The following is a 23,402-nucleotide window of genomic DNA, read 5'->3' on the forward strand; positions in this document are numbered from 1 at the left end:
GCATGGCTGAGGCAGCACAGACGGCGCGCGCGACCGTCGGGGACAGCGAGTTCGACCGCGACACCGCGGTCACCCTGCGCGAGACCGGTGTCTACGACGCCGAGCTCTCGGCGGGCTGGACGATCATCCACGCGGTGAACGGCGGCTACCTGCTCGCGATGCTGGGCCGGGCGCTCGGGGACGCGCTGCCGCACCCGGACCCGTTCACGGTCTCCGCGCACTACCTCACGGCGTCCCAGCCGGGCCCGGCGGTGATCCGTACCGAGGTGATCCGCACCGGCCGCACGCTCTCCACCGGTCAGGCGTCGCTCTTCCAGTTCGAGGAGGACGGCACGGAGGTGGAGCGCATCCGGGTGCTCGCCTCGTACGGCGACCTGGACTCGCTCCCGGACGATGTGCGCACCTCGGCGAAGCCGCCGGCGATCCCGCCGGTGGAGCACTGCCTCGGCCCCTCGGACGGTCCGGCGCCCATCCCCGGCAGCTCGGCGATCACCGAGCGCCTGGACATCAAGCTGGACCCGGCGACGGTCGGCTGGGCGATCGGCGCGCCGTCGGGCAAGGGCGAGATGCGGGGCTGGTTCGCACTGGCGGACGGGCGTGACGCGGACCCGCTGTCGCTGCTGCTGACGGTGGACGCGCTGCCGCCGACGTCGTTCGAGCTGGGCCTGAAGGGCTGGACGCCGACCGTGGAACTGACGACGCACGTGCGCTGCCGCCCGGCGCCGGGCCCGCTGCGCGTGTCGATCACGACGCGCAACCTGGCGGGCGGGTTCCTGGAGGAGGACGCGGACGTCTGGGACTCGGCGGACCGCCTGGTGGCCCAGTCCCGCCAGCTCGCCAAGGCTCCCCGCAGCTGACGCCCGGGGCGCTGCCCCCCTGCCGTGATGCGCCCGCGCGCATCCCTCTCCCGCGCCCGTGAGGCTGTCCTCGCGGGCGCTGCGCCGTTCACGGGTGCCCCCCGGAGGGCCGCCCCCCTCAGTCCAGCCAGTGCTCCCGCCCCAGGTGCACCAGCCTCAACCGCCTCCGCGCCAGCCCGCTCACCCGTTCCTCGCCCTCGGGCCCCGCCTCCAGGAACGACGACGCCGTCATCATCATGTGGTCGACGTACATCCCGGCCAGCATGTGCAGATCGTCCTCGCTCCATCCCTCCGCCCCCGCGTCGTGCGCGAACACCGCCGCGACCTCGTCGGTGAACCGCCGCAGCTGATCGGCTATCGCTTCCCGTACCGGCGCCACACCGCCATGGCGTTCGCGCGCGACGAAGCGCACATGGGCCGGCGAGGTCCGCACCAGGTCGGCGACCAGCGCCACCGTGCGGTCGATGCGCGCCGAGTCCGCGGGCTCGGTCAGGGCCTCCGCGATCGTCGCGTGGAGGCTGCCGAGCGTCTCCTCGACGAGCGCGACGCCGAGGTCGGCCATGTCCCGGAAGTGCCGGTAGAACGCGGTCGGCGCGACACCCACGGCCCGGGTCACCTCACGCAGTCCCAGGCTGTTCAGGCTCTGCTCCTCCAGCAGCCGCAGCGCCGCGTCGAGGAGCGCCTGACGGGTCTTCTGCTTCTGTGCCTGCCGGATGCCGACGGTGTGACTCATGACATTCAGTAAACAACCGTTCTGTGGGAAGCCGAAGAATAGACTGGTGAGTCAGTGAACACTCGTACTCTGAAAGTTCACCGAAAGGACGACCGTGATAGTCCTCGTCGCAGCACTCCTCCTCATGGGCGTGATGCTGGGCGCCGTGGTCCAACTCCCCACCCCCGTCTCCCTCGTGGCGGCCGCCGTCATCGGCTGCTGGCTGCTCGTCTTCGCGGTGCGCGAGCGCCGCGGCCACCGCAACTGACCCCACAAGCGCCCCGGAAGGAGAAGAACGTCGTGCAACTCGCCACGCCCGGACGCACGGACGAGCGGCGCAGGGACGCCGACGGCATGGCCGTCGCCGCTTTCGTGCTCGGCCTCGTCGGGCTCCTCGTGATGAACATCGTGCTCGGCCCCACGGCCGTCGTACTCGCCGCACTCGCGCTGCGGCGCGGCACCGGACGCCGCCGTCGCGCCCTCCTCGGGCTCGCCCTCGGCATCGCCGACCTCGTGGTCCTCGCCGTCCTCGTGACGGTGAACGGCTCGGTCGTCTGGGGCTTCGGCGCCTGAGCCGCCACCGGGCGCCGTCACCGGGCCCGCACCGGGGAGAGCCGCCCCCGGCCCCCGCCAGGGACGCGCGCAGGACGACCGTGCACCCCTGCGCCGCAGCCGCGCCCCCACAGCGCCTCGTAGAATCGAGGCCACCATGGCATACCTCGACCACGCCGCGACCACTCCGATGCTGCCGGAGGCGGTCGAGGCGATGACCGCCCACCTCGCCGTCACCGGCAACGCCTCCGCGCTGCACGCCGCCGGGCGACGCGCCCGCCGTACCGTCGAGGAGGCCCGCGAGACGCTCGCCGAGGCCCTCGGCGCACGGCCCAGCGAAGTCGTCTTCACCTCCGGCGGCACCGAGGCCGACAACCTCGCCGTCAAGGGCCTGTACTGGTCGAGGCGCGACACCGACCCGGCGCGGACCCGCGTCCTGGCCAGCCCCGTCGAGCACCACGCCGTCCTCGACGCCGTCGACTGGCTCGCCGAGCACGAGGGCGCGTCCGTCGAGTACCTGCCGGTCGACACGTACGGCAGGGTCCACCCCGACGCGCTGCGCGAGGCAATCGCGCGCAACCCCGACGACGTCGCGCTGGCCACCGTGATGTGGGCCAACAACGAGATCGGCACGGTCTTCCCCGTCGCCGAACTGGCCGAGGTCGCCCGGGAGTTCGGCATTCCGCTGCACGCCGACGCCGTACAGGCCGTCGGTCAGCTCGACGTCGACTTCGCCGCCTCGGGGCTCGCCGCGATGACCGTCTCCGCCCACAAGATCGGCGGCCCGTACGGCATCGGCGCGCTGCTGCTCGGCCGCGAGTACAGCCCCGTTCCCGTCCTGCACGGCGGCGGCCAGGAGCGGCACGTGCGCTCCGGCACGCTCGACGCCCCCGCCATCGCCTCCTTCGCCGTCGCCGGGCGGCTGGCCGCCGAACGCCGCGAGGACTTCGCCCGGGACATCGGTGCGCTGCGCGACGAGCTCGTCCGCGTGGTGCGCGCGGCCGTGCCGGACGCGATCCTCGGCGGCGACCCGGTCGACCGGCTGCCGGCCAACGCCCACTTCACCTTCCCCGGCTGCGAGGGCGACTCCCTGCTCCTGCTGCTGGACGCGCAGGGCATCGCATGCTCCACGGGCTCCGCCTGCACGGCGGGGGTCGCCCAGCCCAGCCACGTACTGCTCGCGACCGGCGCCGATCCGGACCTGGCCCGCGGGACGCTGCGCTTCAGCCTCGGCCACACCTCGACGAAGGCCGACGTGGACGCGGTTGCCCAGGTCATCGGACCCGCGGTCGAACGGGCCCGTACGGCGGGACTCAGCTAGCGGGCCTCCGCGGGGGCGTGCCCTCGGGCAGTGCCCTGCTCGGCCGCCGCCTCCCGCACCAGCTTCATGTAGCGCTTCCAGTCCCAGTGCGGTCCCGGGTCCGTGTGGTCGGTCCCCGGGACCTCGATGTGGCCGATGATGTGCTCGCGGTCGACGGGTATCCCGTACCGCGCGCAGATGCCCGCCGTCAGCTTCGCGGACGCGCGGTACATCGCGTCCGTGAAATCCTGCGGGCGGTCCACGAAACCCTCGTGCTCGATGCCGATGCTGCGTTCGTTGAACGAGCGGTTGCCCGCGTGGTAGGCGACGTCCAGCTCCCGGATCATCTGCGCCACATGACCGTCCTTGCGGACCACGTAGTGCGTCGCCGCCCCGTGGAGCGGATCCTTGAAGACCTTCAGCGCCGTCGGATAGCTGCCCTGGACGACGTGGATGATCACGCGGTCGATCGTGTAGTCGTCGGGGCGGTCGGCCAGCCGCCAGTTCGCCGCGTTCGCCGAGATCCACTGCGCCCCGGCATGGTCGATCTCGCCCGGCTTGCGCGGCGTGCGCACCCACGGCATACCGCGCCAGACACGGCGTATCTCCTCGCCCGCCACCACCCCGCCGCCGACGATCACGGCCCCGCCCCCGATCAGCACGGCCCGCCGGCTCACGCCGCTCCTGCGCTTGCCGTGCTTCTTATCGCTCCCCATGACGACCACAACGCATACTCAGGAGTCATCGGTTCCCGGGGCCCGTACCCTGGTAGGGCTATGACTGAGACTTTCCCGCGGACCGAGACCTCCCCGCGCCCCCTCCGTGTGCTCGCCGCCATGTCCGGCGGCGTGGACTCCGCTGTCGCCGCCGCCCGCGCCGCCGAGGCCGGGCACGACGTCACGGGGGTCCACCTGGCGCTCTCCGCGAACCCGCAGTCCTTCCGTACGGGCGCCCGCGGCTGCTGCACCATCGAGGACTCGCGCGACGCCCGCCGCGCCGCGGACGTGATCGGCATCCCCTTCTACGTGTGGGACCTCGCCGAGCGCTTCCGTGAGGACGTGGTCGAGGACTTCGTCGCCGAGTACGAGGCGGGCCGGACGCCCAACCCGTGCCTGCGGTGCAACGAGAAGATCAAGTTCGCCGCGCTGCTCGACAAGGCGCTCGCGCTCGGCTTCGACGCCGTGTGCACCGGGCACTACGCGACCGTGGTCCTCAAGGAGGACGGCACGCGCGAGCTGCACCGAGCCAGCGACATGGCCAAGGACCAGTCGTACGTGCTCGGCGTCCTCGACGAGAAGCAGCTCGCCCACGCGATGTTCCCGCTCGGCGACACGCTCACCACCAAGGACGAGATCCGGGCCGAGGCCGAGCGGCGCGGGCTCGCGGTCGCGAAGAAGCCCGACAGCCACGACATCTGCTTCATCGCCGACGGCGACACGCAGGGCTTTCTGGCGAACCGCCTCGGCAAGGCGGAGGGCGACATCGTCGACGAGGCGGGCAACAGGGTGGGCAGCCACGACGGCGCGTTCGGCTTCACGATCGGCCAGCGCAAGGGCCTGCGCATCGGCCATCCCGCCCCGGACGGCAAGCCGCGCTACGTGCTCGACATCTCCCCGGTGAACAACACGGTGACGGTCGGTCCGGCCGAGGCACTGGACGTCACCGCCCTGACGGCGATCAAGCCCCGCTGGTGCGGCGCGGCCCCCGAGGGCCCGGCGACGTACACCGCGCAGCTGCGCGCCCACGGCGGCGAGACGGAGGCGACGGCGGAGCTGGTGGACGGAGAGCTGCACGTCACCTTCACCGAGCCGGTCCGCGCGGTGGCGCCCGGCCAGGCGATCGTGCTCTACGACGGGACGCGTGTGGTCGGCTCCGCGACGATCGCGACGACGCGGCGGGCGACGGCGGTGGCCTGAGGCCGCGACCGGCCGGCCGCTGAGTATCGGGGACACCGCGGTTGAGTACGCGGACCGGTGTGCCGGGCCGTGCGGCGGTGTGGGATCAAGGGCATGAACCCGACTGATTCCCTGCCACTGCCCGATGCCACCAAAGCCACGGACCGCATCCGCTTCTGGTCCGTACTGGCCGCCGTTCTCTTCGTGCCGGCGGCGTTGGCGGTCGGCGTACTGCCCCTCGCATCCGAAGGGGCGTCTCGCTGCCTGACGTACGGCGAGCAGTGCGGCACGCCGCTACCGGGCTGGCTCTTCGGCTGGGGCGTCGGCCTGGCGTTTGCGGCGTGGGTCGTCGCGCTGGCGGCACCTGCGGTGCGGGTGCGACGGGTGGCGTTCGCCGTGCAGCTCCTGGCCGAGTCCGCGGCGCTGGCGGTGATCCTCAGCCACGCGTGACGCGCGGGGGTCGCGAGGTCGAAGCGCCTCGTGACCCGGCGGCCCGGTTGGGCACTGGCGTCAGGCGCCGGAGCGCGCTGGGCGGTCGCTGCGCCCCGCGCTCGCGACGAAGGCCGCGAAGGCACGGCGGTCGACGGTGAACGTGTGGTGCGGGAACACGCTGTCGCGGATGGCTATGTCGGTGTCGGTGTCGGAGACGGCGACCTCGACGCAGGCGTTGCCGGAAGCCTCGGAGAACGAGGACTTGAACCACTTCAACTCGGACAAGTCTGGTACCTCTTACAGATCACCGGCGATTTCGAGGATGAGGTTCCTCGACTCATTCGGATTCAACGCCACCTGTTCGACCAAGTCCAGCCGCCGACGAAAGTTGGCCAGCTGCGTAGGTGAATCGAAGAAGACCGCGCCGATCGGTGAGTCCACTTCCACGGTGTCCAGGTGCGGATCGGTGGCCGAGGCGTACATCACCGTGTCACCGGCCATGGGGAATCCGCCGATCGTGAAAGGGATCACGAGCAGGCGCACGTTGGGGCGCTCACTCTCCTCGAGAAGCCGGCTCAGCTGTGCTCTTGCGGTTCGGCGGCCACCGATGCGCATCCTGAGCGCCGCCTCGTGGATCAGCCCCACGTACGGCACGCCGGGATCGTTTGCGACCACGCTGTGCCGAGCCAGCCGGTGGGCGACGCGCAATTCGACCTCCAGCCGGGGGAGTGCCGGCACGAACAGATCGAAGAGAGCGCGAGCGTGGTCCTCGGTCTGGAACAGGCCTGGAATGTGGGCTGTCTGGAGCGTCCTCAGGCCCGTGGCATGGTGTTCCAGTTCGGCCACGTCGAGAAAGTCCGGTGGGATCTTGCCCCGGTACTCGTCCCACCAGCCCTTTGAGCGCCCACCGGTCATCCGGGCCAAGGCGTCGACGAGTTCGGGGTTGTCGCATTCGTAGATGCTGGCGAGGCGACGCAACCGCTCTTCGCTGATGCCGAATCGTCCCGACTCGATGTTGGAGATCATCGTCCGGTCCGCGCCCAGACGCTCGGCAGCCGCTGGCGCCGACATGCCGGCGGCGTCCCGCAGTCGACGCAGCTCGGCGCCGAATCGGCGCTGGCGGATGGTCGGGTACTGCCTCGGTGCCATGGGTCAACTCCTCGCTTGCGCGGACAGTTTGCCGAGCTACGCGGTTGGCCGTCCACCGAAAACGTGAGTATGACTCGTTTTAGTGAAACTGGTAGCACCCGTTTTAGTCCTGCCGTTAGCGTGTGAACTGAACCACTCGCCAACCGTCTCGTTCCCGCGCGGGAAGCACACCTTCGCCCAACTCCCCGGCCGCTACGGGTGAACCGGCAAGCCGCCTGCAACGGAACGGCCCAATCCGGCGAATGGCGCCACAGCACCGATCCATCCGCGCCGCACAAGGAGGTGCCTGCGTGAAGCCGGAACCGTCAGCAAAGCAGGACGCGCAGACCATGCCCATCACGGCCGTCCCCGCCCCGATCCCCTTTACTCACCCCTGGGAGTACGAGCTCCGCTTCCCCCGCGACCCGCGCGGTCCCGGGATCGCCCGAGCGACTCTGCGTACGATCCTCGCCGCGCACGGCCTCGATGAACTCACCGATCGCGCCGTGCTGTTGGCCTGTGAACTGGCGACCAACTCCATCCGCTACACACCCGGCCCCGCATCCGTCCGGCTGCGCTGGGAGCACCCCGTACTGCGCGTCAGCGTCACGGACCCCAGCCCCGTCTTCCCCGTCCAACTGGCGCCGCCCGGACCCGAGGCCGATGGAGGACGCGGGCTCTTGATCCTCGACCTGGTCGCCGACCACTGGGGCGGCTGCTGTCTGGACGAGACGCTTTTCGGTGAGGGAGGCAAGGTCATCTGGTTCGAGCTGCGCCTCGACCCAGGCCCGCCGACACCGGCCACGGCCACGCTGGTGGCCTGAGCTCCGGGCCAGTATCGCGACCGGCGGAGGCGTCTCCTTCCCCTGGTACACCTAGCGCCGGGTGAGGGGAGTCCGGGGTCTGGGATGTCCCCGGCCAAGCTGGCTCAATGTGCCTACGTTTTGGCGTCGTTGCTGCTGTGAATCCCTTCCTGGTCTCGATCTAGAATGGCCCTCGGCATATCGGCTGTACGGGGGAGGGGCGCTGTGGCGCGCGGGGGAAACGGAGCAGCGGCGTCGCCGGACACGGGGACGTCGTTCGACAGTTTGTACGCGGTGAATCCGCAGCAGGCGTTGGCGATCGAGGCCCAGAAGATGAGGACCTTCAAGAAGAGGGTCGACGATTTGCTGATCGCACTCGACGGGTCGGAGGCCGCTCCCGGCAGGATGGGTGAGGACCGTGTGTCACGCGGCCAGCTGGGGTCCGCGGACTTCGGTGAGGCGCAGTTCTTGTTCGACTCGTACACGATCGTGCATGACGAGCTGGAGAAGCTGTCGAAGGCGCTGGGCGCGCAGATCGAGGGCATGGGCCTGGCGATGCATTCCTCCCAGGTTGGCTACGAGAACGTCGACCAGGACATCCGCGACCGCATGAAGGCGGTCAACGCCGAGGTGGAGTCGTACTACGACCGGGAGCGCGATCCGTTCGTCGGTCAGGGGCCGGCGAAGAAGAAGCAGGACAAGGAAGCCGGCTTCTGATGGGGGAGAAGAAGCCGCAGCTTCAGCACACGGACTTCGAGTCGATGTCGCATCAGCAGCTCGTCGCGCTGATCGCGTCGGCCAGCCCCGCAGGCGCGTCGAACCTGTCGGCGAAGCTGGCCCAAGCCTCCTCGGCGATCACGAAGATCGGCGAGGACCTGAAGGAGTACGTGACGGGCCTGCCCTGGCACGGCGAGGGCGGCGACGCGTTCCGCGAGTGGGGCGGGCAGACGGCGAGCGCGACGCTGCGCCTGGGGGAGTACAGCAAGGGCGCGTCGCGCTGGATGGAGCTGGTCGCGGAGGCGATCACCGAGGCGAAGGCGGCGATGCCACCGGTCTCGGAGACGACGCGGGCGCAGGCGGACCTGCGCAAGGCGGAGTCGGCGTACGGGGTCGCCACGGACCCGGCCAACCGCAACGACCCGGACGCCCGCGGCGCGGCGCAGTCGGCGCAGTCCGACGCGGCGGCGGCACAGGGCCGGATCGACGCAGCGCGATTCGAGGCGGCGCAGCGGCTGCGGAAGCTGGCGCAGACGTACGAGTTCAGCGCACAGCAGGTGAACGCGGCGACGCCACCGACGTTTCCGCCGCCGGCGAAGTACCTGGGGGACGGGTGGCGCTACACAAATTCACACAAATCGGTTCCGGGTGAGGGCGCGGCAGCGACAGCAAGGCCGGTGACTGGTGCGGAATCCCCGACTGCCTCCATCAGCGCTGCACGCCCAGAAGCAGCGGCCGGTGCGCCGCAGCTCGGCCTCAGCGCATCCCCGGCGCAGCCCCCGCGGATAGAGCCGCCAACCCGTATGGAAATCGACAGCGCTCCGGTACTGCCGACGCCGCCGTCGTCTCCGGCCGCGCCCCCGGTCGGTCCGCCGCCGAGCGGCACCCCTGATCCGCGGGGCATGCCGCCCGTGCCGGTTCCTCCTGTGTTCGGCAAGGGTCAGGTCAAGCCTTCTCTTCCGTCTGTGCCTTCCGTGACGGGTCGGCCGGGCCAGGGTGGCGTACGGCCACCGGTCCTGCCCAGCCAGGGGCTGCCGGATTCGGGTAGTCCCGGGCGTCTGCCGCGTGACAGCGGCATCGTCGGCGGACGACCGGTCCCGCCGAGCACGACAGGCCCTGCGCGTGGGATCCCGCGTGGTCTGGTCGTCGGCGGGGAGGGGACGCCGACTGCCCGCGGCCCGGTGGGCCACCAGCCTGCGATGGGGACAGGGAACGGCACTCCACGACCGGGTGCGCCTGCTGGTCGCCGTTACGCCTCCGAGGCTGGCGGCATCGTCGGGGGCAACCCCCAGCAGGCCAGCCGACCGGGGGCGCGCCCCATCACACCGGGTGGTTCTGGGTCTGTGTCCGGGGCCACTCCCCGACAGGGCGTCCTGGGGGCTGCTGCGGGACGGGGAGGAGCGGCAGCCCCGCCCCCGGGCTCGACCGCGTCGGCGGGGCGACGTGACGAGCAGGGTGGTGGCCGGCCCGACTACCTCACCGAGGACGAGGAGACCTGGAGGCAGAACGGACGCCGTATCGTGCCCCCGGTCGTCGAGTGACCATGCACCGAATCCGTAAGAGGTACGAGATGCACGCCTGCAGCAGGCAACCAGCCAGGCTCCGCTACGCCCTGACGGCCGCCATGGGCCTGATCCTGGCGGGCATTGCGACGGTCCCCGCACACGCCGAAACCGTCCGGGACCAGCAATGGCATCTGGACGCGATGCACGCCGAGGAGATGTGGAAGACCAGCATCGGGGAAGGCATCACGGTCGCCGTGATCGACTCGGGCGTCGACAAGAGTGTGGCAGACCTCCGTGGCCAGATCCTGGACGGCGTCGACTACTCCGGTCTTAAGGGTGATGAACACACGGACCAACAGGGGCACGGCACTGGCATGGCTGCGTTGATCGCAGCGACGGGAGCGCGTGGCAAATCCGGCGGATCCTACGGGTTGGCACCTGGAGTCAAGATTCTTCCCATCAAGATGCCGTATGCGGATCCGTGGGCGGTGCGGTCCAAGAGTCGGGCGAAGAAGTACGCGGCGGACATGGCCCAAGCCATCCGTTTCGCAGCTGACTCCGACGCGAAGGTCATCAACATCTCCATGGGCGGCCCGGATGCGGACTATCCGGAGCTGAACGCCGCCGTGAAGCACGCTCTGGCCAAGGGCAAGTTGATCTTTGCGGCGGTCGGGAACAGCGGTGACATCAGTAACGAGAAGGAGTACCCGGCTGCGACCCCGGGTGTCGTCGGCGTAGCCGGCGTGGACAAGAACGCCAAGCCGGTCAAGGACTCGCAGTGGGGCTCGCAAGTCGACATCGCCGCCCCCGGCAAGGACATGGTCAGCGCCTGCGCAGGCGGGACGCAGCTCTGTGACGGAACCGGCACAAGCGCAGCCTCCGCCCTCGCCTCCGCCTCCGCCGCCCTCCTCTGGTCGCAGCACCCCGACTGGACCAACAACCAGGTCCTGCGCGTCCTGTTGCAGACCGCCAGCGGCAACGAGAAGGGCCTCAGCCGCGACGACGTCATCGGCTACGGCGTCGCCCGCCCCCGGATCGCCCTGAAGAATCCGGGCAACCCGGGCCCCGCGGACAAGTACCCGCTTCCCGACTTCACGTACGAGGGCGCCAAGGCCCCGTCCCCGGAGTCCCCCAAGGCCTCGGACGCCGCCGCCCGGCCGTCGACTGCGCCGGTCGCCTCGGACGACGACAGCAGCGCGACTCCGCTCTGGATCGCCGCCGGCATCGGTGCGGCTGTCGTCCTCGGCGCGACGGTCGCGATCCCGGTGATCCGCAACCGCCGCCGCACAGCACCACCGACACCGGCCGCCGCCGCGCCAGACCCGTACGGAGTGGGGCAGCCCTACGACGTGCAGCCGCCACTCCCGCCGAACACCGCACCACACAACCGGAACAGGTCGAACGGGGGCACATGATGGCTTGGGACGAGTGGGAACAGATCAAGACCGAGGCTACTGAGCGGCAGCCGGCACAGATGCAACTGAATCGAGTTGATCAAGGCCCTGGAGCCTCGGGCGGTGCTGCTGATCTGGTGGTGAACAAAGACGACCTCGGAGCAGTCGGGGACGAAGCCTACGTGCTCTACGGTCGGCTCTCTCGGGACGGTGATCATGCCCGTCCTTCAACCTTCAATGCAGCGATCGCCCTGACGAACGGCGGCTTCACCAGCGGGTCGGAGCTGCTGAAGGTGCACGATCGCTGGAACAAGCAGCTGCGGACGCTCCTGGACGCCTGCGCTCGGATCTCCAACCACCTCGACTACACCAAGTCCACCCACGCCAAGAACGATGCAGACATCGCCGGCAATCTGCTCTCTGTGTCGAAGATCAACGAATACTTCAAGTAGTCCGTGGGGGAAACGCCATGCTGACGTTCGACGAAGTCGTCAACGCGCCTGTCGGCAAGCTGAAGGAGGCTGCGGACGACTGGTCGGAAATGGTGACCAAGTTGGAGAAGCTCGCCGACGAAGCCCGGCAGGGCATGAAGGCGAAATCCGACAAGGCTCAATGGCAGGGCGCCAACTCCGACGTCACCAGGCCCTTCATCGCAAAGACAGCCAAGGAGTTCGACGACGCCGCCGCACAGGCCAAGGGCATCAAACTGCTGCTCGAGGACGCGCACACCTCGTTCAAGACAGCCAAGGACGCATTAGTCAGAATCAGGGACGAGGAGGGGCCCGCCGCGGGCATCCATGTGGACGCCAACGGCAAGGTCACACCTCGGCATGATGTGGAGAAGGACGAGGCGGCTCGCCACGACACGGATCGTGCCCTGCACCAGGAAGCCGTGCGAAAGCAGAAGGAAGCCGTCGCCTCCTGGCAGAAGAAGATTGATCAGATCGTCGATGACTGTTCCGACGCCGACGAATCACTGAAGCGCGCCCTCGCGGCAAACGTGACGGATGACCACAACTTCACCGCACCCAAGTACAAGAGCCTCGATCAGGAAGAGGCCGCCCATGCTGCCGCTCTTGCGGCCAAGGGGCGTGATATCACGCAGACCGAGCTCCAGGCGCTCAATGAACTGCTGCACGACAACAGCAAGTCACCGGAGTTCTCGAAGAACTTCTACGAGAAGCTCGGACCGGAGAAGTCGTTGGCCTTCTTCGGGCAGCTCTCCACGGACACCTACGAGTACGGAAAGCTCGACAAGGAGCGCCTGAAGGACGTCCAGGCACTGCAGAAGAATCTCGGCCTCACCCTTGCCACCGCCTCCCACGACAAGACCTTCACCGCCGAGTGGGGTCCGGAACTGCGCAAGCTCGGCACCGAGCGCATCCCGCTGGCCAAGCACGACTACAACGGCCCCTTCGGCTACCAACTGCTCGGCGGCATCATGCGGTACGGGAACTACGACGCGAAGTTCCTCAATCCGATCGCCGAGCACGTGGCGCAGCTGCACGCCAAGGACCCGTACATGTTCGCCGAGAACAAGATGGTGAACGGCCCCTTCAAGAACCCCTTCAACCCGTCCGGCGTCAACGGATCCGGTTACGATCCGACTGTCGCGATGCTGGAGGCTCTTGGGCACAGTCCGGACGCGGCCAAGCACTTCTTCACGGACCCGCCGACGGCCTACAACGAGGACGGGACGGTCAACAGGGGTGCTACTGCCGAACTGGGGAAGGATAAGAACGGGAATGCCTTCACGAATTATCTCGACTTCTTCACGGACAAGGACTGGAAGTCCTTCCGAGACGTTGACACTCTTGCCCCGGATGAGCTAAAGGGTTCCGTCAATGACCTGCCGGACGCCCTCGGACATGCCCTTGAGGCAGGCGCCCTCGGATACGCGTGGGACGATCCGAACCCGACGCCGGTCCGTGACGCAGAGACTGCTGAGGTCATGAATCAGGTGGTCCGGAAGTACGCGAACGACGGCGGCCTGCTGAAGCAACACGAGACCCTCGCCGACAGCGTAGGCAACATGACTGCAGGCTATGTGAACGACATTAACTGGGCGCTTGACAAAGGTGAATCGGGGAGCGTCTTCGCGCCGACCACGAACGCGGAGAGTCACCTCAGCCTGGACAGAGGAACGGCCCGGAGTCTGCTCAGTGTGCTCGGTCAGCACCCCGACGCGTACGCCACCGTCTCCAAGGCCAACGAGATTTATACGACCAGTGTGCTCGAAGCGCAGGTCGACGCGAACGAGAAGATCGACACCGGCCGAGCCCGATCCGCGGTGCACACCGGAGCAGAACTGCAGGGCATGCTCGACAAGTCCCGCGCCGATCAGGTCGAGGCGACCAATCTGAAGACGCACGAGGAATACCAGAAGGAGGTGCAGAAGCGCGCCGGCTGGGTCCAGTTTGGTGCCACGACCGCCCTGGCCGCAGGTGTCGCCTTCCTCCCGGCGACCGCCGCCGTCGGGGCCGCGGCCGTGCTCATCCCGCTGGCCACGGACACGGCGAGCGGTGCGGTCGAGCAGGTCATCGGCCAGGTCGTTGGAGACGTCTCGGACAAGTCGATCGACGAGCACAAGAACAAGATGGAGGACCTCACCCGGGAGGAAAAGACCAGGGTGTACACCGGCGGCGAGGGGATGGCGGAGGGCCCGATGACGAGGTTCCTCCAATACCACGGGATCGACTTCAACAGCAATTTCGGTCAGGACTTGAAAGAATCCATGCGCGTGGGCTACGGCACCGGCAACGACCGCGAGGACCAGCAGGGCGCAGACCCCGAGACAGGCTGACACGCCGCGGGTGAAGAGGAGAAGGTACGTGAGATCCGCAGGGATGAGCAGGGCCATTGCTGTCGGCGTGGCACTGCTGCTGGGGGCCGCGACTGCTGCCTGTGGAGGCGAGGAGCCCGACGATCCGCCGCCCTACGTGGTTGCGTCCGACGTGTGTGACGGCGTGTTCCAGGAGAAGAGGGCCTCCCAAGCAGTCGAGCGCATCCTTGGCCCCGGACCGTACGGGAGCGCTGGCCGTGATGCCGTCAAGCGGGTTGCTGATGCCCTTCGGGACGGATTTGCATCCGGTCGTTCCTGGAGCAGTGCCACCGAGCTGTGCCCGCTTGCGCCGAAGCGGTCGCGGACCCTGGACCAAGGGTCGCTTGCGTTCTCCATCTATGACCCTTCCGATGTGGGGACTGGAAAGCTGCCCGCGGGTGCCAGGTTCTACGCGATGGGTGAAGAGGCTACTGCGGGCCCCCGAATGGCGGAGATCTACTTCACCTGCGTGAACCCCGACCTGGAGGGATCGGCAGACAACCCTCTCAGGATCCAGGGGCGCCTCAGTCTCGGTTCCGCCCTCGAGAAGGACTCCAAAGAGCACCGGGAGACCGGCCTGACCGTTGTCCATGCCGCGTCCCTCGCCGTGGCCGAGGAGCTGAAGTGTGAGGACAACGGAGGGCTGCCTCAGAAGCCGGTGCTGACCGAAGCTCCGTAATCGCACTCATGCCGACGAGCGGTCCCGCCGAAGGCGGACCATGGCCCGTCCGTCGTGTACGCCCACTCCGGCGTATTTCCGTGGTCCTGCGGGACAGGTGATGGCCGCCCCTCCGCGTCACCCCGCAAAGAAGTCGATCAGCGTCGGCGCCAGCACGTGCGGCGCCACCTCGTGCCTCTGGCCCGTCAGGGTCCGGTGCCGGCCGCGGGGGAGCGCCGCCGCGACCGCGCGTGCCGCCTCCCGCATCCCGGCGGGGCTCGCCCCGCCGTCGACGACCAGCACGCGCTCGGTCACCGCCGCCAGCCTCGCCGCCGGAACGCTGCCGTCCCCCATCACCTCGTGGTCGTACGCGAGCGTGGGCGCCAGCGCCTCCATGTCGGCCCAGACCGGCAGCTGCCGCAGCCCCCACAGCGCCTCGGGCGGCATCCCCACGGCGCCCAGGAACTCCGCCAGCGCATCGCCCGGGCGGCCCTCGGCCAGCAGGGCGCGCATCCGGGCCTCGTAGCTCCGGCGCGCCTCCCGCAGCTCGGGGTCCGTCTCGAACGGCGGCTCGTAGACCGACAGCATCGCGATCGGCAGCCCGTCGGACGCCGCCCGCAGCGCCAGTGCGGCGCCCGAGGACGTGCCGTGGACCAGGGCGCACCCGCCCGCCTGCGCGATCACAGCGGCGAGGTCCTCGGCCTCCCGCTCCACCGCGTACGGAGCGGTGTCACCGCTGCTTCCCCGGCCGCGCCGGTCGTAGGTGAACACGGTGAAGCGCTCCGCGAGCAGCTCCGCGAGCGGCGCGTCCGACGCGGCGGTGCACAGCGCCCCGCCGACCAGGACCAACGCCGGTCCCTCGCCACGCTGTTCGTAGACGATGCGCGTACCGTCCGCCGATTCGGTCCTGTTGAGCGTCCTGCTCGAGTTCTCCATGAGAGGGCAGACGGGGCCGCCTGGCACAACTCATCGGTGGCGGCGTAGAAACTTCCGGAGACCTTCCGGGCGCCCGTACGGTTGTCCCATGAACATCTGCGTCTTCCTCTCCGCCGCCGAGCTCGACGAGCGCTACACCCGCCCCGCGCGCGAGTTCGCCGAACTCATCGGCAAGGGCGGCCACACCCTGGTGTGGGGCGGCTCCGACGTCGGGCTGATGAAGGTCGTCGCGGACGGGGTCGAGGAGGCGGGCGGCCGGCTGGTCGGCGTGTCGGTGGAGTTCCTGCAGGCCAAGGCGCGGGCCACGGCCGACGAGATGGTCATCGCCAAGGACCTCGCCGAGCGCAAGGCGCTGCTTCTGGCCAAGTCCGACGCGGTCGTCGTCATGGTCGGCGGCACCGGGACGCTGGACGAGGCAACCGAGATCCTGGAGCTCAAGAAGCACGGCCACCACACGAAGCCCGTGGTCCTGCTGAACGCGGCCGGTTTCTACGACGGGCTGAAGGAGCAGTTCCAGCGGATGGATGACGAGGGCTTCCTGCCGCTTCCCCTGACCGACCTGGTGTTCTTCGCCGAGGACGGAGTGGCCGCCATGGCCTACCTGGAGGAGAGCCTCGGCGTCCGCTAGTGCGAGCATGGCGGACATGGCTACACATCTGATCACCGGCGCGGGATCCGGCATCGGCGCGGCGGTCGCCCGCAGGCTGCACGAGCGGGGCGACCAGCTCGTCCTCCTGGCACGGGACGCGGGCCGCGCCAAGGAGTTCGCGGCGCGCTACCCCGGCGCCCGCACCCTCGTCGCCGACCTGGCCGAGCCCGACCGCATCTCCTGGGCGCTCGGCCACCAGACCCTGCCCGACCGCATCGACTCGCTGCTGCACAGCGCCGGCATCGTCGACCTCGGCCCGGTCGGCGAGCTGACCCCCAAGACGTGGCGCCACCAGCTGAACGTCAACCTGATAGCGCCCGCCGAGCTGACCCGCCTCTTCCTGCCCCAGTTGCGTGTGGCCCGGGGCCATGTCGTCTTCGTCAACTCCGGCGCCGGACTGAACGCCCACGCCGAATGGGGCGCCTACGCGGCCTCCAAGCACGGCCTCAAGGCGCTGGCCGACTCGCTGCGGCACGAGGAGCACGCGGCCGGGGTGCGGGTGACCTCGGTGTACCCGGGCCGCACCGCGAGCCCGATGCAGGCCAAGGTCCACGCCCAGGAGGGCAAGGAGTACGACCCGGAGCGCTGGATCGACCCCGAGTCGGTCGCCACGACGATCCTCACGGCCCTCGACCTGCCGCGCGACGCCGAGATCAACGACCTGACCGTGCGGCCGGGCCGCTGAGGGGACCGGGCCCGCGCCGGAGCCGCACGGGCCACGTACGCTTCCCGCGTGAGCGAGAAACAGGACTTCACGTGGGGAGCGGCGACCGGCATCGGGTCCATGCCCGGCTCGGACGCCCGCGAGAGCGCGCGGACCGTGACCGGGTCCTTCGAGGACTTCCCGCACCTCGCCGAGCTGCCCGCCCGCGGGCCCGGCGCCGACATGATCGGACGGACCATCGGGCTGCTCGTCGAGATGTACGCCCATGTCGAGCCCAGCGGCTGGCGGGTCAGCGACCGCCCCGGCCGCGACACCCGCCGCGCGCACTCCTGGCTGGGCGAGGACCTGGACGCGCTGGAGGAGTTCACGCAGGGGTACGAAGGCCCGCTCAAGGTGCAGGCGGTCGGCCCCTGGACGCTCGCCGCGTCCCTCGAACTCCGCGGCGGCGAGGCGGCGCTGGGCGACCCCGGCGCCTGCCGGGACCTCACCGCGTCGCTCGCCGAGGGACTGCGCGGCCACCTGGCCGACGTCCGCCGCAGGGTGCCCGGCGCGCAGGTCGTGCTCCAGCTCGACGAGCCGTCCCTGACGGCCGTGCTGCGCGGGCGGATCCGCACGGCGAGCGGCTACCGCACCCACCGCGCCGTGGACCGCCAGGTCGTCGAGAGCGCGCTGCGCGACGTGGTCGCGGTCACGGACGGTCCGGTGGTTGTGCACTCGTGTGCCCCCGAGGTGCCGTTCGCGCTGCTGCGCCGCGCCGGGGCGCACGGGATCTCGTTCGATTTCGGCCTGCTCACCGAGCGTGAGGAGGAGGCGATCGGCGAGACCGTCGAAGGCGGTACCAAGCTCTTCGCGGGCGTCGTGCCCTCCACCGACACCGCATCGGCCGGATTGTCGGTGGGCGCCGATATCGTCAAGGGTGTACGGACACTGTGGCGCAGGCTGGGGCTGAATCCGGGGAGTCTCTCCGAGTCGGTCGTGATCACCCCCTCCTGCGGCCTCGCAGGCGCGTCCCCCGCCTACGCACGGGCGGCGCTCGCCCACTGCGTCCGGGCCGCGAGATCACTCGCGGACAACCCTGAGTAGCGGGTGCACGGCAGACGGAAGGACGAAACGGTGGCTGGCGAACAGCAGACGGCACTGCCCGCCGACGTGCGGGAGCAGCATGCCCAACTCGCCGAGCAGATCGAGGAGCACCGCTTCCGGTACTACGTGAAGGACGCCCCGATCGTCTCCGACGCCGAGTTCGACAGGCTCATGCGCGCGCTGGAGGCGATCGAGGAGGAGTACCCGGCACTGCGCACCCCCGAGTCGCCGACCCAGAAGGTCTCCGGGGACTACGAGACCGAGCTCACCAAGGTCGAGCACCGCGAGCGCATGCTCTCCCTGGACAACGCCTTCGACGACGCCGGGCTGGCCGCCTGGGCCGAGCGCGTCGCCCGCGACGTCGGCGCGCCCGGCTACCACTTCCTGTGCGAGCTCAAGGTCGACGGCCTCGCGGTCAACCTCACGTACGAGAAGGGCCGCCTCACCCGCGCGGCGACCCGGGGCGACGGCCGCATCGGCGAGGACATCACACCGAACGTGCGCACCATCGCCGAGATCCCTGAGCGGCTGCGCGGCGACCGCATCCCCGACCTCGTGGAGATCCGCGGCGAGGTCTACTTCCCGATGGAGAAGTTCCAGGAGCTCAACGAGCGCCGTGTGGCGGCGGGCGAGCAGCCGTACGCCAACCCGCGCAACTCCGCCTCGGGTTCGCTGCGCCAGAAGGACCCCAGGGTCACCGCCAAGCTGCCGCTCCACATGGTGGTGCACGGCATCGGGGCCCGCGAGGGCTTCGACATCGACCGGCTGTCCGAGGCGTACGGTCTGCTGCGCGAATGGGGACTGCCCGTCGCCCGGCACAACAAGGTCGTGGGCTCCCTCGACGAGGTGCGGGAGTTCATCGCCTACTTCGGCGAGCACCGCCACTCCGTGGAGCACGAGATCGACGGCGTCGTGGTCAAGCTCGACGAGATCCGGCTCCAGGGCAGGCTCGGCTCGACCGCACGCGCCCCGCGCTGGGCCATCGCCTGGAAGTACGCGCCGGAGGAGGTCAACACCAAGCTGGTCAACATCCGCGTGGGCGTGGGCCGCACCGGCCGGGTCACGCCGTACGCGCAGGTGGAGCCGGTCACGGTCGCCGGCTCCGAGGTCGAGTTCGCGACCCTGCACAACCAGGACGTGGTCAAGGCCAAGGGCGTCCTCATCGGCGACACCGTGGTGCTGCGCAAGGCGGGCGATGTCATCCCGGAGATCCTCGGGCCCGTCGTGGACCTGCGGGACGGCACCGAGCGCGAGTTCGTCATGCCGGCCGAGTGCCCCGAGTGCGGGACGCCGCTGCGGGCGATGAAGGAGGGCGACGTCGACATCCGCTGTCCCAACGCCCGTTCCTGCCCGGCCCAGTTGCGCGAGCGCCTCTTCTACCTCGCCGGCCGCGAGTGCCTGGACATCGAGGCCTTCGGCAAGGTGGCCGCCGCCGCGCTGACGCGTCCGCTGGAGCCTGCCGACCCGCCGCTGAAGGACGAGGGCGACCTGTTCGACCTCACGGTGGAGCAACTGCTGCCCATCAAGGCGTACGTCCTCGACCAGGACAGCGGACTGCCCAAGCGCGATCCGAAGACGGGAGAGGACAAGGTCGTCACCGTCTTCGCGACCAAGGAGGGCGGCCCGAGGAAGAACGCCCTCGCGATGCTGGAGAACATCGAGGCCGCCAAGCGGCGCCCGTTCGCCCGCTTCCTCAACGGGCTGTCCATCCGCCATGTCGGTCCGGTCGCCGCCGCCGCCCTGGCCCGCGAGTTCCCGTCCATCGAGCGGATCGAGCAGGCCACCGAGGCCGAGCTCGCGGCGACCGAGGGAGTGGGACCGATCATCGCCGCCTCCCTCAAGGAGTGGTTCGCGGAGGACTGGCACCGCGAGATCCTGCGCAAGTGGCGTGCGGCGGGCGTCCCGCTGGAGGCGGAGACGACCGGCGAGGACGAAGGCCCGCGCCCACTGGAGGGGTTGACTGTCGTCGTCACCGGCACTCTGGAGCACCACACGAGGGATGGCGCAAAAGAGGCGCTCCAGAGCCTCGGTGCGAAAGTGGCCGGTTCCGTTTCCAAGAAGACCAGCTTCGTGGTGGTCGGTGACAACCCCGGGTCGAAGTACGACAAGGCCGTGCAGTTGAAGGTGCCCGTGCTGGACGAAGCGGGCTTCGCGGTCCTGCTGGAGCAGGGCCCGGATGCGGCCCGTGAGGCCGCTGTGACCGAAGAGGCATGACACGCAGGGAAATGGGCGGTTCATCCCGGGGGCGCACGGGGAGCCCGGAAGGGCGCGCGGGGCCGGAAAGCGACGCGTGGAGCGCCGGTGGAACGGCCAGTACAGGTCACCCGTTCAGCGCATACCAGATGGTTAAGGATGGTCAGGTCGCATTCGGGCAAGAGCTGTAGAGCGCTGCCCGTCCGAGCCTCCTGCGGCCTACTGTTGAGATGTGCGCCTGTCGTGCACGGCTGCGTGGTGGGATTTCAGTCGTGGTGGCATGACAACGGGAGCCATCGCCCGGCCCCGTCCTGTTCGATCAGGCCCGGCAGGATCGACGGGGCAGGACCGCATCGGCACCGCCGGCTGTGAGAGGGACGGGAATGAAACCGACCGAGAGCGCCGCCCCGGCCCCACGGCCGCGTGCATTCGCGGCCCTGGTGGGCCGGACCCCCGGGCTGCCCGCGGCCGTCGTCGCGGGCGCCGCACTCGTGCTCGTGACCGGAGTCGTCACCACCGTACGCGAAGGACACGCCCTGTTCCCCGGTTCCACCGAGGGCTGGTCCCTCGCGCTGCTCACCGGGATCATCGTCGGCCATCTCGTCGCACTCGGCCGCGAACGCTGGTGGGGCGGCACCGGCTCGGGCGCCGCACTCACCCTGGCCGTCCTGCTGCTGTTCGGCTGGGTGCCCGCCGGGCTCGTCAGCCTCTCGGTCGTCGCCCTCGTCGGTGCCGCGTGCCGGGGCAGATGGCGCCAGGGCCTGTTGCACGGCGCCGTCGACATCCTGGGGATCGGTGCCGCGGCGCTCGCGCTCGCCGCCTTCGGAGTCGTTCCCAGCGTCGAGAAGCCGTGGGATCCGCTGCGCTGGGAAGTCGAGGCGGCGCCCGAGGTCATGCTCGCCGCCACCGCGTATCTGGCCGTCACCCGGCTCCTGTTGTGGTACGTCCTCGCCCCGCAGGGCGGCGGACTGCCCACCGTCGCCCGCACCGCCCTGCTCCGGCAGGGCCTGGTCGCCCTCGCCCTCGTCGGCATCGCCCCGCTCATCAGCGTCGTGACCGTGGCCATGCCCGTGCTCCTGCCGCTGTTCGCCGTACCGCTGATCGCGCTGGACTCCACCCTGTGGATCGCCAGGGCCCGGGCCGAGGAGCAACTGCGGGACCCGCTCACCGGGCTGCCCAACCGTCAGTGGCTGCTGGAGCGCACCTGGTCCGCGCTGGAGGACGCCGAGAGCTCCGGCGCGCGCTCCGCCCTCGTCCTCATCGACCTCGACCGCTTCCGGGCGGTCAACGACACCCTCGGCCATCTCGCGGGCGACAGGCTGTTGCTCCAGATCGCCGAGAGGCTGCGGCTCGCGCTGCCGCGCGGGGCCGAGGCGGCGCGGCTCGGCGGCGACGAGTTCGCCGTCCTGCTGCCCACGGCCGACTCCACGACCAGCGCGCAGCGCGTCGCCCGTCACCTCGTCGCCGAGCTGTCCTCTCCGCTCGACCTGGACGGGCTCACCCTCGTGCTGGAGGCGAGCGCCGGACTCGCCGTCTTCCCCGACCACGCCCTCGACGCCGAGGGACTGCTGCGCCGCGCGGACGTCGCGATGTACCAGGCGAAGCGGGACCGCACGGGCGTAGAGGTGTACGAGTCGAAGCGCGACAGCAACACTCCCGACCGGCTCGGCCTCCTCGGCGATCTGCGCCGGGCGCTGGACGCGGGCGAGGTCGAGCTGCACTACCAGCCCAAGGTCCGTTTCGACGGGCACGTCTCGGGGCTGGAGGCCCTGGTGCGCTGGGTGCATCCGGAGCGGGGGCGGGTCCCGCCGGACGAGTTCATCGCCATCGCCGAGTCCTCCGGCCTGATGCCCCACCTGACGGAGTACGTCCTGGAGACGGCCCTCGCGCAGGTCGCGCAGTGGCGGGCGCAGGGGCTCACGGTCCCGGTCGCCGTCAACGTCTCCCCCCGCGACGTCCACACCCCCGGCTTCGCCGGCGCGGTCGCCGCGCGGCTCGCGCGGCACGGGGTCCCGCCGGGGGCGCTCCAGCTGGAGATTACGGAGCACGTGCTCCTGGAGGACCCGCAGCGGGCCGCCGACACGCTGGCCGGGCTCGCCGACCACGGCGTGAAGATGTCCCTCGACGACTTCGGCACGGGCTACTCCTCGCTGGTGCACCTGCGCCGGCTCCCGGTCAGCGAGCTGAAGATCGACCGGTCCTTCGTGGCGCGGCTCGCCGTGGACACCGAGGACGCGGAGATCGTCCGGTGCACCGTGGACCTCGCCCACTCGCTCGGCCTGCTCGTCGTCGCGGAGGGCGTCGAGGACGACGAGACGTGGGAGCGGCTGCGGGACCTGGGCTGCGACGCGGTGCAGGGGTGGCTGGTGGCGGCGGCGATGCCGCCCCAGGAGACGACGGCGTGGCTGCTGGCCAGGGGGGAGCGGGGCTGGCACCGCCCGGCGCTCCCGGCGGGCGAACGCCCCCCGTCGCCGAACGGCGCGAACCGCACACCGGGCCACGCGGTCCCGTAGGCCGGGACCGCACGACGTGGCGGTCTCGCGCCCCCGGAGGCCGGCCCGGCAGGGTGCCGCTCCGTGGGCTCAGGTGCGCCGGCGGGCGCGGGGCGGGAAGACCGGGGCCGGGTCGCGCGGCGTGGCCCGGACGGCCGGCCCCTGCCCCGCACCTCGGGCGCGCGCGTCGGCGGCGGCGTGATGCGGACCCGGGAGCCGGGACCGGCCCCTGGAGGCAAACCGTTTCACGGTCACCCCGCCCCGCCCCATAGGATTGGGCCAAAACCATCACACTCACCCCTGAGGATCGCTGCATGCCTGGCATCACGCGCGAGGAGGTCGCCCACCTCGCCCGGCTGGCGCGTCTCGAGCTGAAGGACGAAGAGCTCGATCACTTCGCCGGACAGCTCGACGACATCATCGGCGCGGTCGCCCGCGTCTCCGAGGTCGCCGACCAAGACGTACCCCCGACCTCCCACCCGCTGCCGCTGACCAACGTCATGCGCGCGGACGAGGTCCGTCCGTCGCTCACCCCCGAGCAGGCGCTCTCCGGCGCCCCGGCCCAGGAGCAGCAGCGTTTCAAGGTGCCGCAGATCCTGGGGGAGGACTAA

24 protein-coding genes are annotated in these 23,402 nt (G+C 70.2%); 19 read left to right on the forward strand and 5 right to left on the reverse strand.

The genetic code is table 11. The features are described 5' to 3' along the window. Positions 1–2: 2 nt before the first annotated feature. Positions 3–857 carry a thioesterase family protein gene (locus tag HW130_RS02585; protein WP_177147696.1) on the forward strand — a complete coding sequence of 285 codons (855 nt, stop codon included), beginning with the start codon at positions 3–5 and terminating at the stop codon, positions 855–857. A gap of 118 nt (positions 858–975) precedes the next feature. Here the strand turns inward: HW130_RS02585 and HW130_RS02590 are convergent, their stop codons facing one another. Next, the gene (locus tag HW130_RS02590) at positions 976–1,590 is read right to left on the reverse strand and encodes a TetR family transcriptional regulator (protein WP_177147697.1); all 615 of its coding nucleotides are present in this window, start codon (positions 1,588–1,590) and stop codon (positions 976–978) included. 94 nt (positions 1,591–1,684) lie between these two features. Between HW130_RS02590 and HW130_RS02595 the strand changes: the two genes are divergently transcribed. The 3 genes from HW130_RS02595 (at position 1,685) to HW130_RS02605 (ending at position 3,442) form a co-directional block, all read left to right on the forward strand. Next, the gene (locus HW130_RS02595) at positions 1,685–1,837 is read left to right on the forward strand and encodes a hypothetical protein (RefSeq protein WP_177147698.1); all 153 of its coding nucleotides are present in this window, start codon (positions 1,685–1,687) and stop codon (positions 1,835–1,837) included. A 32-nt stretch (positions 1,838–1,869) separates the two neighbouring features. Beyond that, complete coding sequence (locus HW130_RS02600; RefSeq protein ID WP_375256501.1) at positions 1,870–2,142, forward strand: DUF4190 domain-containing protein; 273 nt, start codon at positions 1,870–1,872, stop codon at positions 2,140–2,142. A 136-nt stretch (positions 2,143–2,278) separates the two neighbouring features. Further along, a complete protein-coding gene (locus HW130_RS02605) occupies positions 2,279–3,442 on the forward strand; it encodes a cysteine desulfurase family protein (RefSeq protein ID WP_177147699.1) in 1,164 nt (387 codons plus the stop codon). On the opposite strand, the gene HW130_RS02610 is transcribed toward HW130_RS02605, so the two are convergent. Continuing rightward, a complete protein-coding gene (locus HW130_RS02610; protein ID WP_177147700.1) occupies positions 3,439–4,137 on the reverse strand; it encodes an N-acetylmuramoyl-L-alanine amidase in 699 nt (232 codons plus the stop codon). The genes HW130_RS02605 and HW130_RS02610 overlap by 4 nt on opposite strands. A gap of 60 nt (positions 4,138–4,197) precedes the next feature. Between HW130_RS02610 and mnmA the strand changes: the two genes are divergently transcribed. After that, positions 4,198–5,337 carry a tRNA 2-thiouridine(34) synthase MnmA gene (gene mnmA, locus HW130_RS02615; RefSeq protein WP_177147701.1) on the forward strand — a complete coding sequence of 380 codons (1,140 nt, stop codon included), beginning with the start codon at positions 4,198–4,200 and terminating at the stop codon, positions 5,335–5,337. A gap of 93 nt (positions 5,338–5,430) precedes the next feature. Beyond that, the gene (locus HW130_RS02620) at positions 5,431–5,766 is read left to right on the forward strand and encodes a hypothetical protein (RefSeq protein WP_177147702.1); all 336 of its coding nucleotides are present in this window, start codon (positions 5,431–5,433) and stop codon (positions 5,764–5,766) included. Positions 5,767–5,826: 60 nt separating this feature from the next. On the opposite strand, the gene HW130_RS02625 is transcribed toward HW130_RS02620, so the two are convergent. Together HW130_RS02625 and HW130_RS02630 are read right to left on the reverse strand one after the other, a co-directional pair. Further along, positions 5,827–6,033, reverse strand: a complete 207-nt coding sequence (locus tag HW130_RS02625) for a DUF397 domain-containing protein (RefSeq protein ID WP_177147703.1) — start codon at positions 6,031–6,033, stop codon at positions 5,827–5,829. A 12-nt stretch (positions 6,034–6,045) separates the two neighbouring features. Then, positions 6,046–6,897 carry a helix-turn-helix transcriptional regulator gene (locus HW130_RS02630; protein ID WP_177147704.1) on the reverse strand — a complete coding sequence of 284 codons (852 nt, stop codon included), beginning with the start codon at positions 6,895–6,897 and terminating at the stop codon, positions 6,046–6,048. Positions 6,898–7,187: 290 nt separating this feature from the next. Between HW130_RS02630 and HW130_RS02635 the strand changes: the two genes are divergently transcribed. From HW130_RS02635 to HW130_RS02665, 7 genes are all read left to right on the forward strand, one after another. Further along, complete coding sequence (locus HW130_RS02635; protein ID WP_309140298.1) at positions 7,188–7,700, forward strand: ATP-binding protein; 513 nt, start codon at positions 7,188–7,190, stop codon at positions 7,698–7,700. 204 nt (positions 7,701–7,904) lie between these two features. Beyond that, positions 7,905–8,396: a hypothetical protein gene (locus HW130_RS02640; RefSeq protein ID WP_177147705.1), complete on the forward strand. Its 492-nt coding sequence runs from the start codon at positions 7,905–7,907 to the stop codon at positions 8,394–8,396. Then, positions 8,396–9,937 carry a hypothetical protein gene (locus HW130_RS02645; protein WP_256355791.1) on the forward strand — a complete coding sequence of 514 codons (1,542 nt, stop codon included), beginning with the start codon at positions 8,396–8,398 and terminating at the stop codon, positions 9,935–9,937. The genes HW130_RS02640 and HW130_RS02645 overlap by 1 nt, the downstream gene beginning before the upstream one ends. A 29-nt stretch (positions 9,938–9,966) precedes the next feature. Continuing rightward, positions 9,967–11,316 carry a type VII secretion-associated serine protease mycosin gene (gene mycP / locus HW130_RS02650; RefSeq protein ID WP_177147857.1) on the forward strand — a complete coding sequence of 450 codons (1,350 nt, stop codon included), beginning with the start codon at positions 9,967–9,969 and terminating at the stop codon, positions 11,314–11,316. Next, positions 11,316–11,747 (forward strand): hypothetical protein, encoded by a 432-nt coding sequence (locus tag HW130_RS02655; RefSeq protein ID WP_177147858.1) that lies wholly within the window; start codon positions 11,316–11,318, stop codon positions 11,745–11,747. Before mycP ends, HW130_RS02655 begins: the two co-directional genes overlap by 1 nt. Positions 11,748–11,764: 17 nt before the next feature. Then, positions 11,765–14,098, forward strand: coding sequence for a hypothetical protein (locus HW130_RS02660; protein WP_177147706.1), 2,334 nt, complete (start codon positions 11,765–11,767; stop codon positions 14,096–14,098). Positions 14,099–14,126: 28 nt separating this feature from the next. Then, positions 14,127–14,795 (forward strand): hypothetical protein, encoded by a 669-nt coding sequence (locus HW130_RS02665; RefSeq protein WP_177147707.1) that lies wholly within the window; start codon positions 14,127–14,129, stop codon positions 14,793–14,795. 117 nt (positions 14,796–14,912) lie between these two features. Here HW130_RS02665 and HW130_RS02670 read toward each other — a convergent pair whose 3' ends face one another. Then, positions 14,913–15,710 carry an alpha/beta fold hydrolase gene (locus HW130_RS02670; RefSeq protein ID WP_177147708.1) on the reverse strand — a complete coding sequence of 266 codons (798 nt, stop codon included), beginning with the start codon at positions 15,708–15,710 and terminating at the stop codon, positions 14,913–14,915. An 88-nt stretch (positions 15,711–15,798) separates the two neighbouring features. Here HW130_RS02670 and HW130_RS02675 point away from each other — a divergent pair, with 88 nt between their 5' ends. From HW130_RS02675 to gatC, 6 genes are all read left to right on the forward strand, one after another. After that, positions 15,799–16,338 carry a TIGR00730 family Rossman fold protein gene (locus tag HW130_RS02675; RefSeq protein ID WP_177147709.1) on the forward strand — a complete coding sequence of 180 codons (540 nt, stop codon included), beginning with the start codon at positions 15,799–15,801 and terminating at the stop codon, positions 16,336–16,338. 7 nt (positions 16,339–16,345) lie between these two features. Then, the gene (locus tag HW130_RS02680) at positions 16,346–17,044 is read left to right on the forward strand and encodes an SDR family oxidoreductase (protein WP_177147710.1); all 699 of its coding nucleotides are present in this window, start codon (positions 16,346–16,348) and stop codon (positions 17,042–17,044) included. A gap of 48 nt (positions 17,045–17,092) precedes the next feature. Next, the gene (locus tag HW130_RS02685) at positions 17,093–18,106 is read left to right on the forward strand and encodes a methionine synthase (protein WP_177147711.1); all 1,014 of its coding nucleotides are present in this window, start codon (positions 17,093–17,095) and stop codon (positions 18,104–18,106) included. A 30-nt stretch (positions 18,107–18,136) separates the two neighbouring features. Further along, a complete protein-coding gene (ligA, locus tag HW130_RS02690) occupies positions 18,137–20,320 on the forward strand; it encodes an NAD-dependent DNA ligase LigA (RefSeq protein ID WP_177147712.1) in 2,184 nt (727 codons plus the stop codon). A 362-nt stretch (positions 20,321–20,682) separates the two neighbouring features. After that, positions 20,683–22,812: a bifunctional diguanylate cyclase/phosphodiesterase gene (locus HW130_RS02695; RefSeq protein WP_177147713.1), complete on the forward strand. Its 2,130-nt coding sequence runs from the start codon at positions 20,683–20,685 to the stop codon at positions 22,810–22,812. 293 nt (positions 22,813–23,105) lie between these two features. Then, positions 23,106–23,402 (forward strand): Asp-tRNA(Asn)/Glu-tRNA(Gln) amidotransferase subunit GatC, encoded by a 297-nt coding sequence (gene gatC / locus HW130_RS02700; RefSeq protein ID WP_016642027.1) that lies wholly within the window; start codon positions 23,106–23,108, stop codon positions 23,400–23,402.

The organism is Streptomyces sp. PKU-EA00015, assembly GCF_013387495.1.
Classification (GTDB): Bacteria; Actinomycetota; Actinomycetes; order Streptomycetales; family Streptomycetaceae; genus Streptomyces.

Excerpts from the sequence above, each read along its gene's own strand:
- gatC (WP_016642027.1), top strand. The coding sequence starts at position 23,106 with ATGCCTGGCATCACGCGCGAGGAGGTCGCCCACCTCGCCCGGCTGGCG.
- HW130_RS02680 (WP_177147710.1), top strand. The coding sequence starts at position 16,346 with ATGGCGGACATGGCTACACATCTGATCACCGGCGCGGGATCCGGCATC.
- HW130_RS02630 (WP_177147704.1), bottom strand. The coding sequence starts at position 6,897 with ATGGCACCGAGGCAGTACCCGACCATCCGCCAGCGCCGATTCGGCGCC.
- HW130_RS02610 (WP_177147700.1), bottom strand. The coding sequence starts at position 4,137 with ATGGGGAGCGATAAGAAGCACGGCAAGCGCAGGAGCGGCGTGAGCCGG.
- HW130_RS02670 (WP_177147708.1), bottom strand. The coding sequence starts at position 15,710 with ATGGAGAACTCGAGCAGGACGCTCAACAGGACCGAATCGGCGGACGGT.
- HW130_RS02660 (WP_177147706.1), top strand. The coding sequence starts at position 11,765 with ATGCTGACGTTCGACGAAGTCGTCAACGCGCCTGTCGGCAAGCTGAAG.
- HW130_RS02645 (WP_256355791.1), top strand. The coding sequence starts at position 8,396 with ATGGGGGAGAAGAAGCCGCAGCTTCAGCACACGGACTTCGAGTCGATG.
- mycP (WP_177147857.1), top strand. The coding sequence starts at position 9,967 with ATGCACGCCTGCAGCAGGCAACCAGCCAGGCTCCGCTACGCCCTGACG.
- HW130_RS02655 (WP_177147858.1), top strand. The coding sequence starts at position 11,316 with ATGGCTTGGGACGAGTGGGAACAGATCAAGACCGAGGCTACTGAGCGG.
- HW130_RS02590 (WP_177147697.1), bottom strand. The coding sequence starts at position 1,590 with ATGAGTCACACCGTCGGCATCCGGCAGGCACAGAAGCAGAAGACCCGT.
- mnmA (WP_177147701.1), top strand. The coding sequence starts at position 4,198 with ATGACTGAGACTTTCCCGCGGACCGAGACCTCCCCGCGCCCCCTCCGT.
- HW130_RS02675 (WP_177147709.1), top strand. The coding sequence starts at position 15,799 with ATGAACATCTGCGTCTTCCTCTCCGCCGCCGAGCTCGACGAGCGCTAC.
- HW130_RS02620 (WP_177147702.1), top strand. The coding sequence starts at position 5,431 with ATGAACCCGACTGATTCCCTGCCACTGCCCGATGCCACCAAAGCCACG.
- HW130_RS02695 (WP_177147713.1), top strand. The coding sequence starts at position 20,683 with ATGAAACCGACCGAGAGCGCCGCCCCGGCCCCACGGCCGCGTGCATTC.
- HW130_RS02605 (WP_177147699.1), top strand. The coding sequence starts at position 2,279 with ATGGCATACCTCGACCACGCCGCGACCACTCCGATGCTGCCGGAGGCG.
- HW130_RS02585 (WP_177147696.1), top strand. The coding sequence starts at position 3 with ATGGCTGAGGCAGCACAGACGGCGCGCGCGACCGTCGGGGACAGCGAG.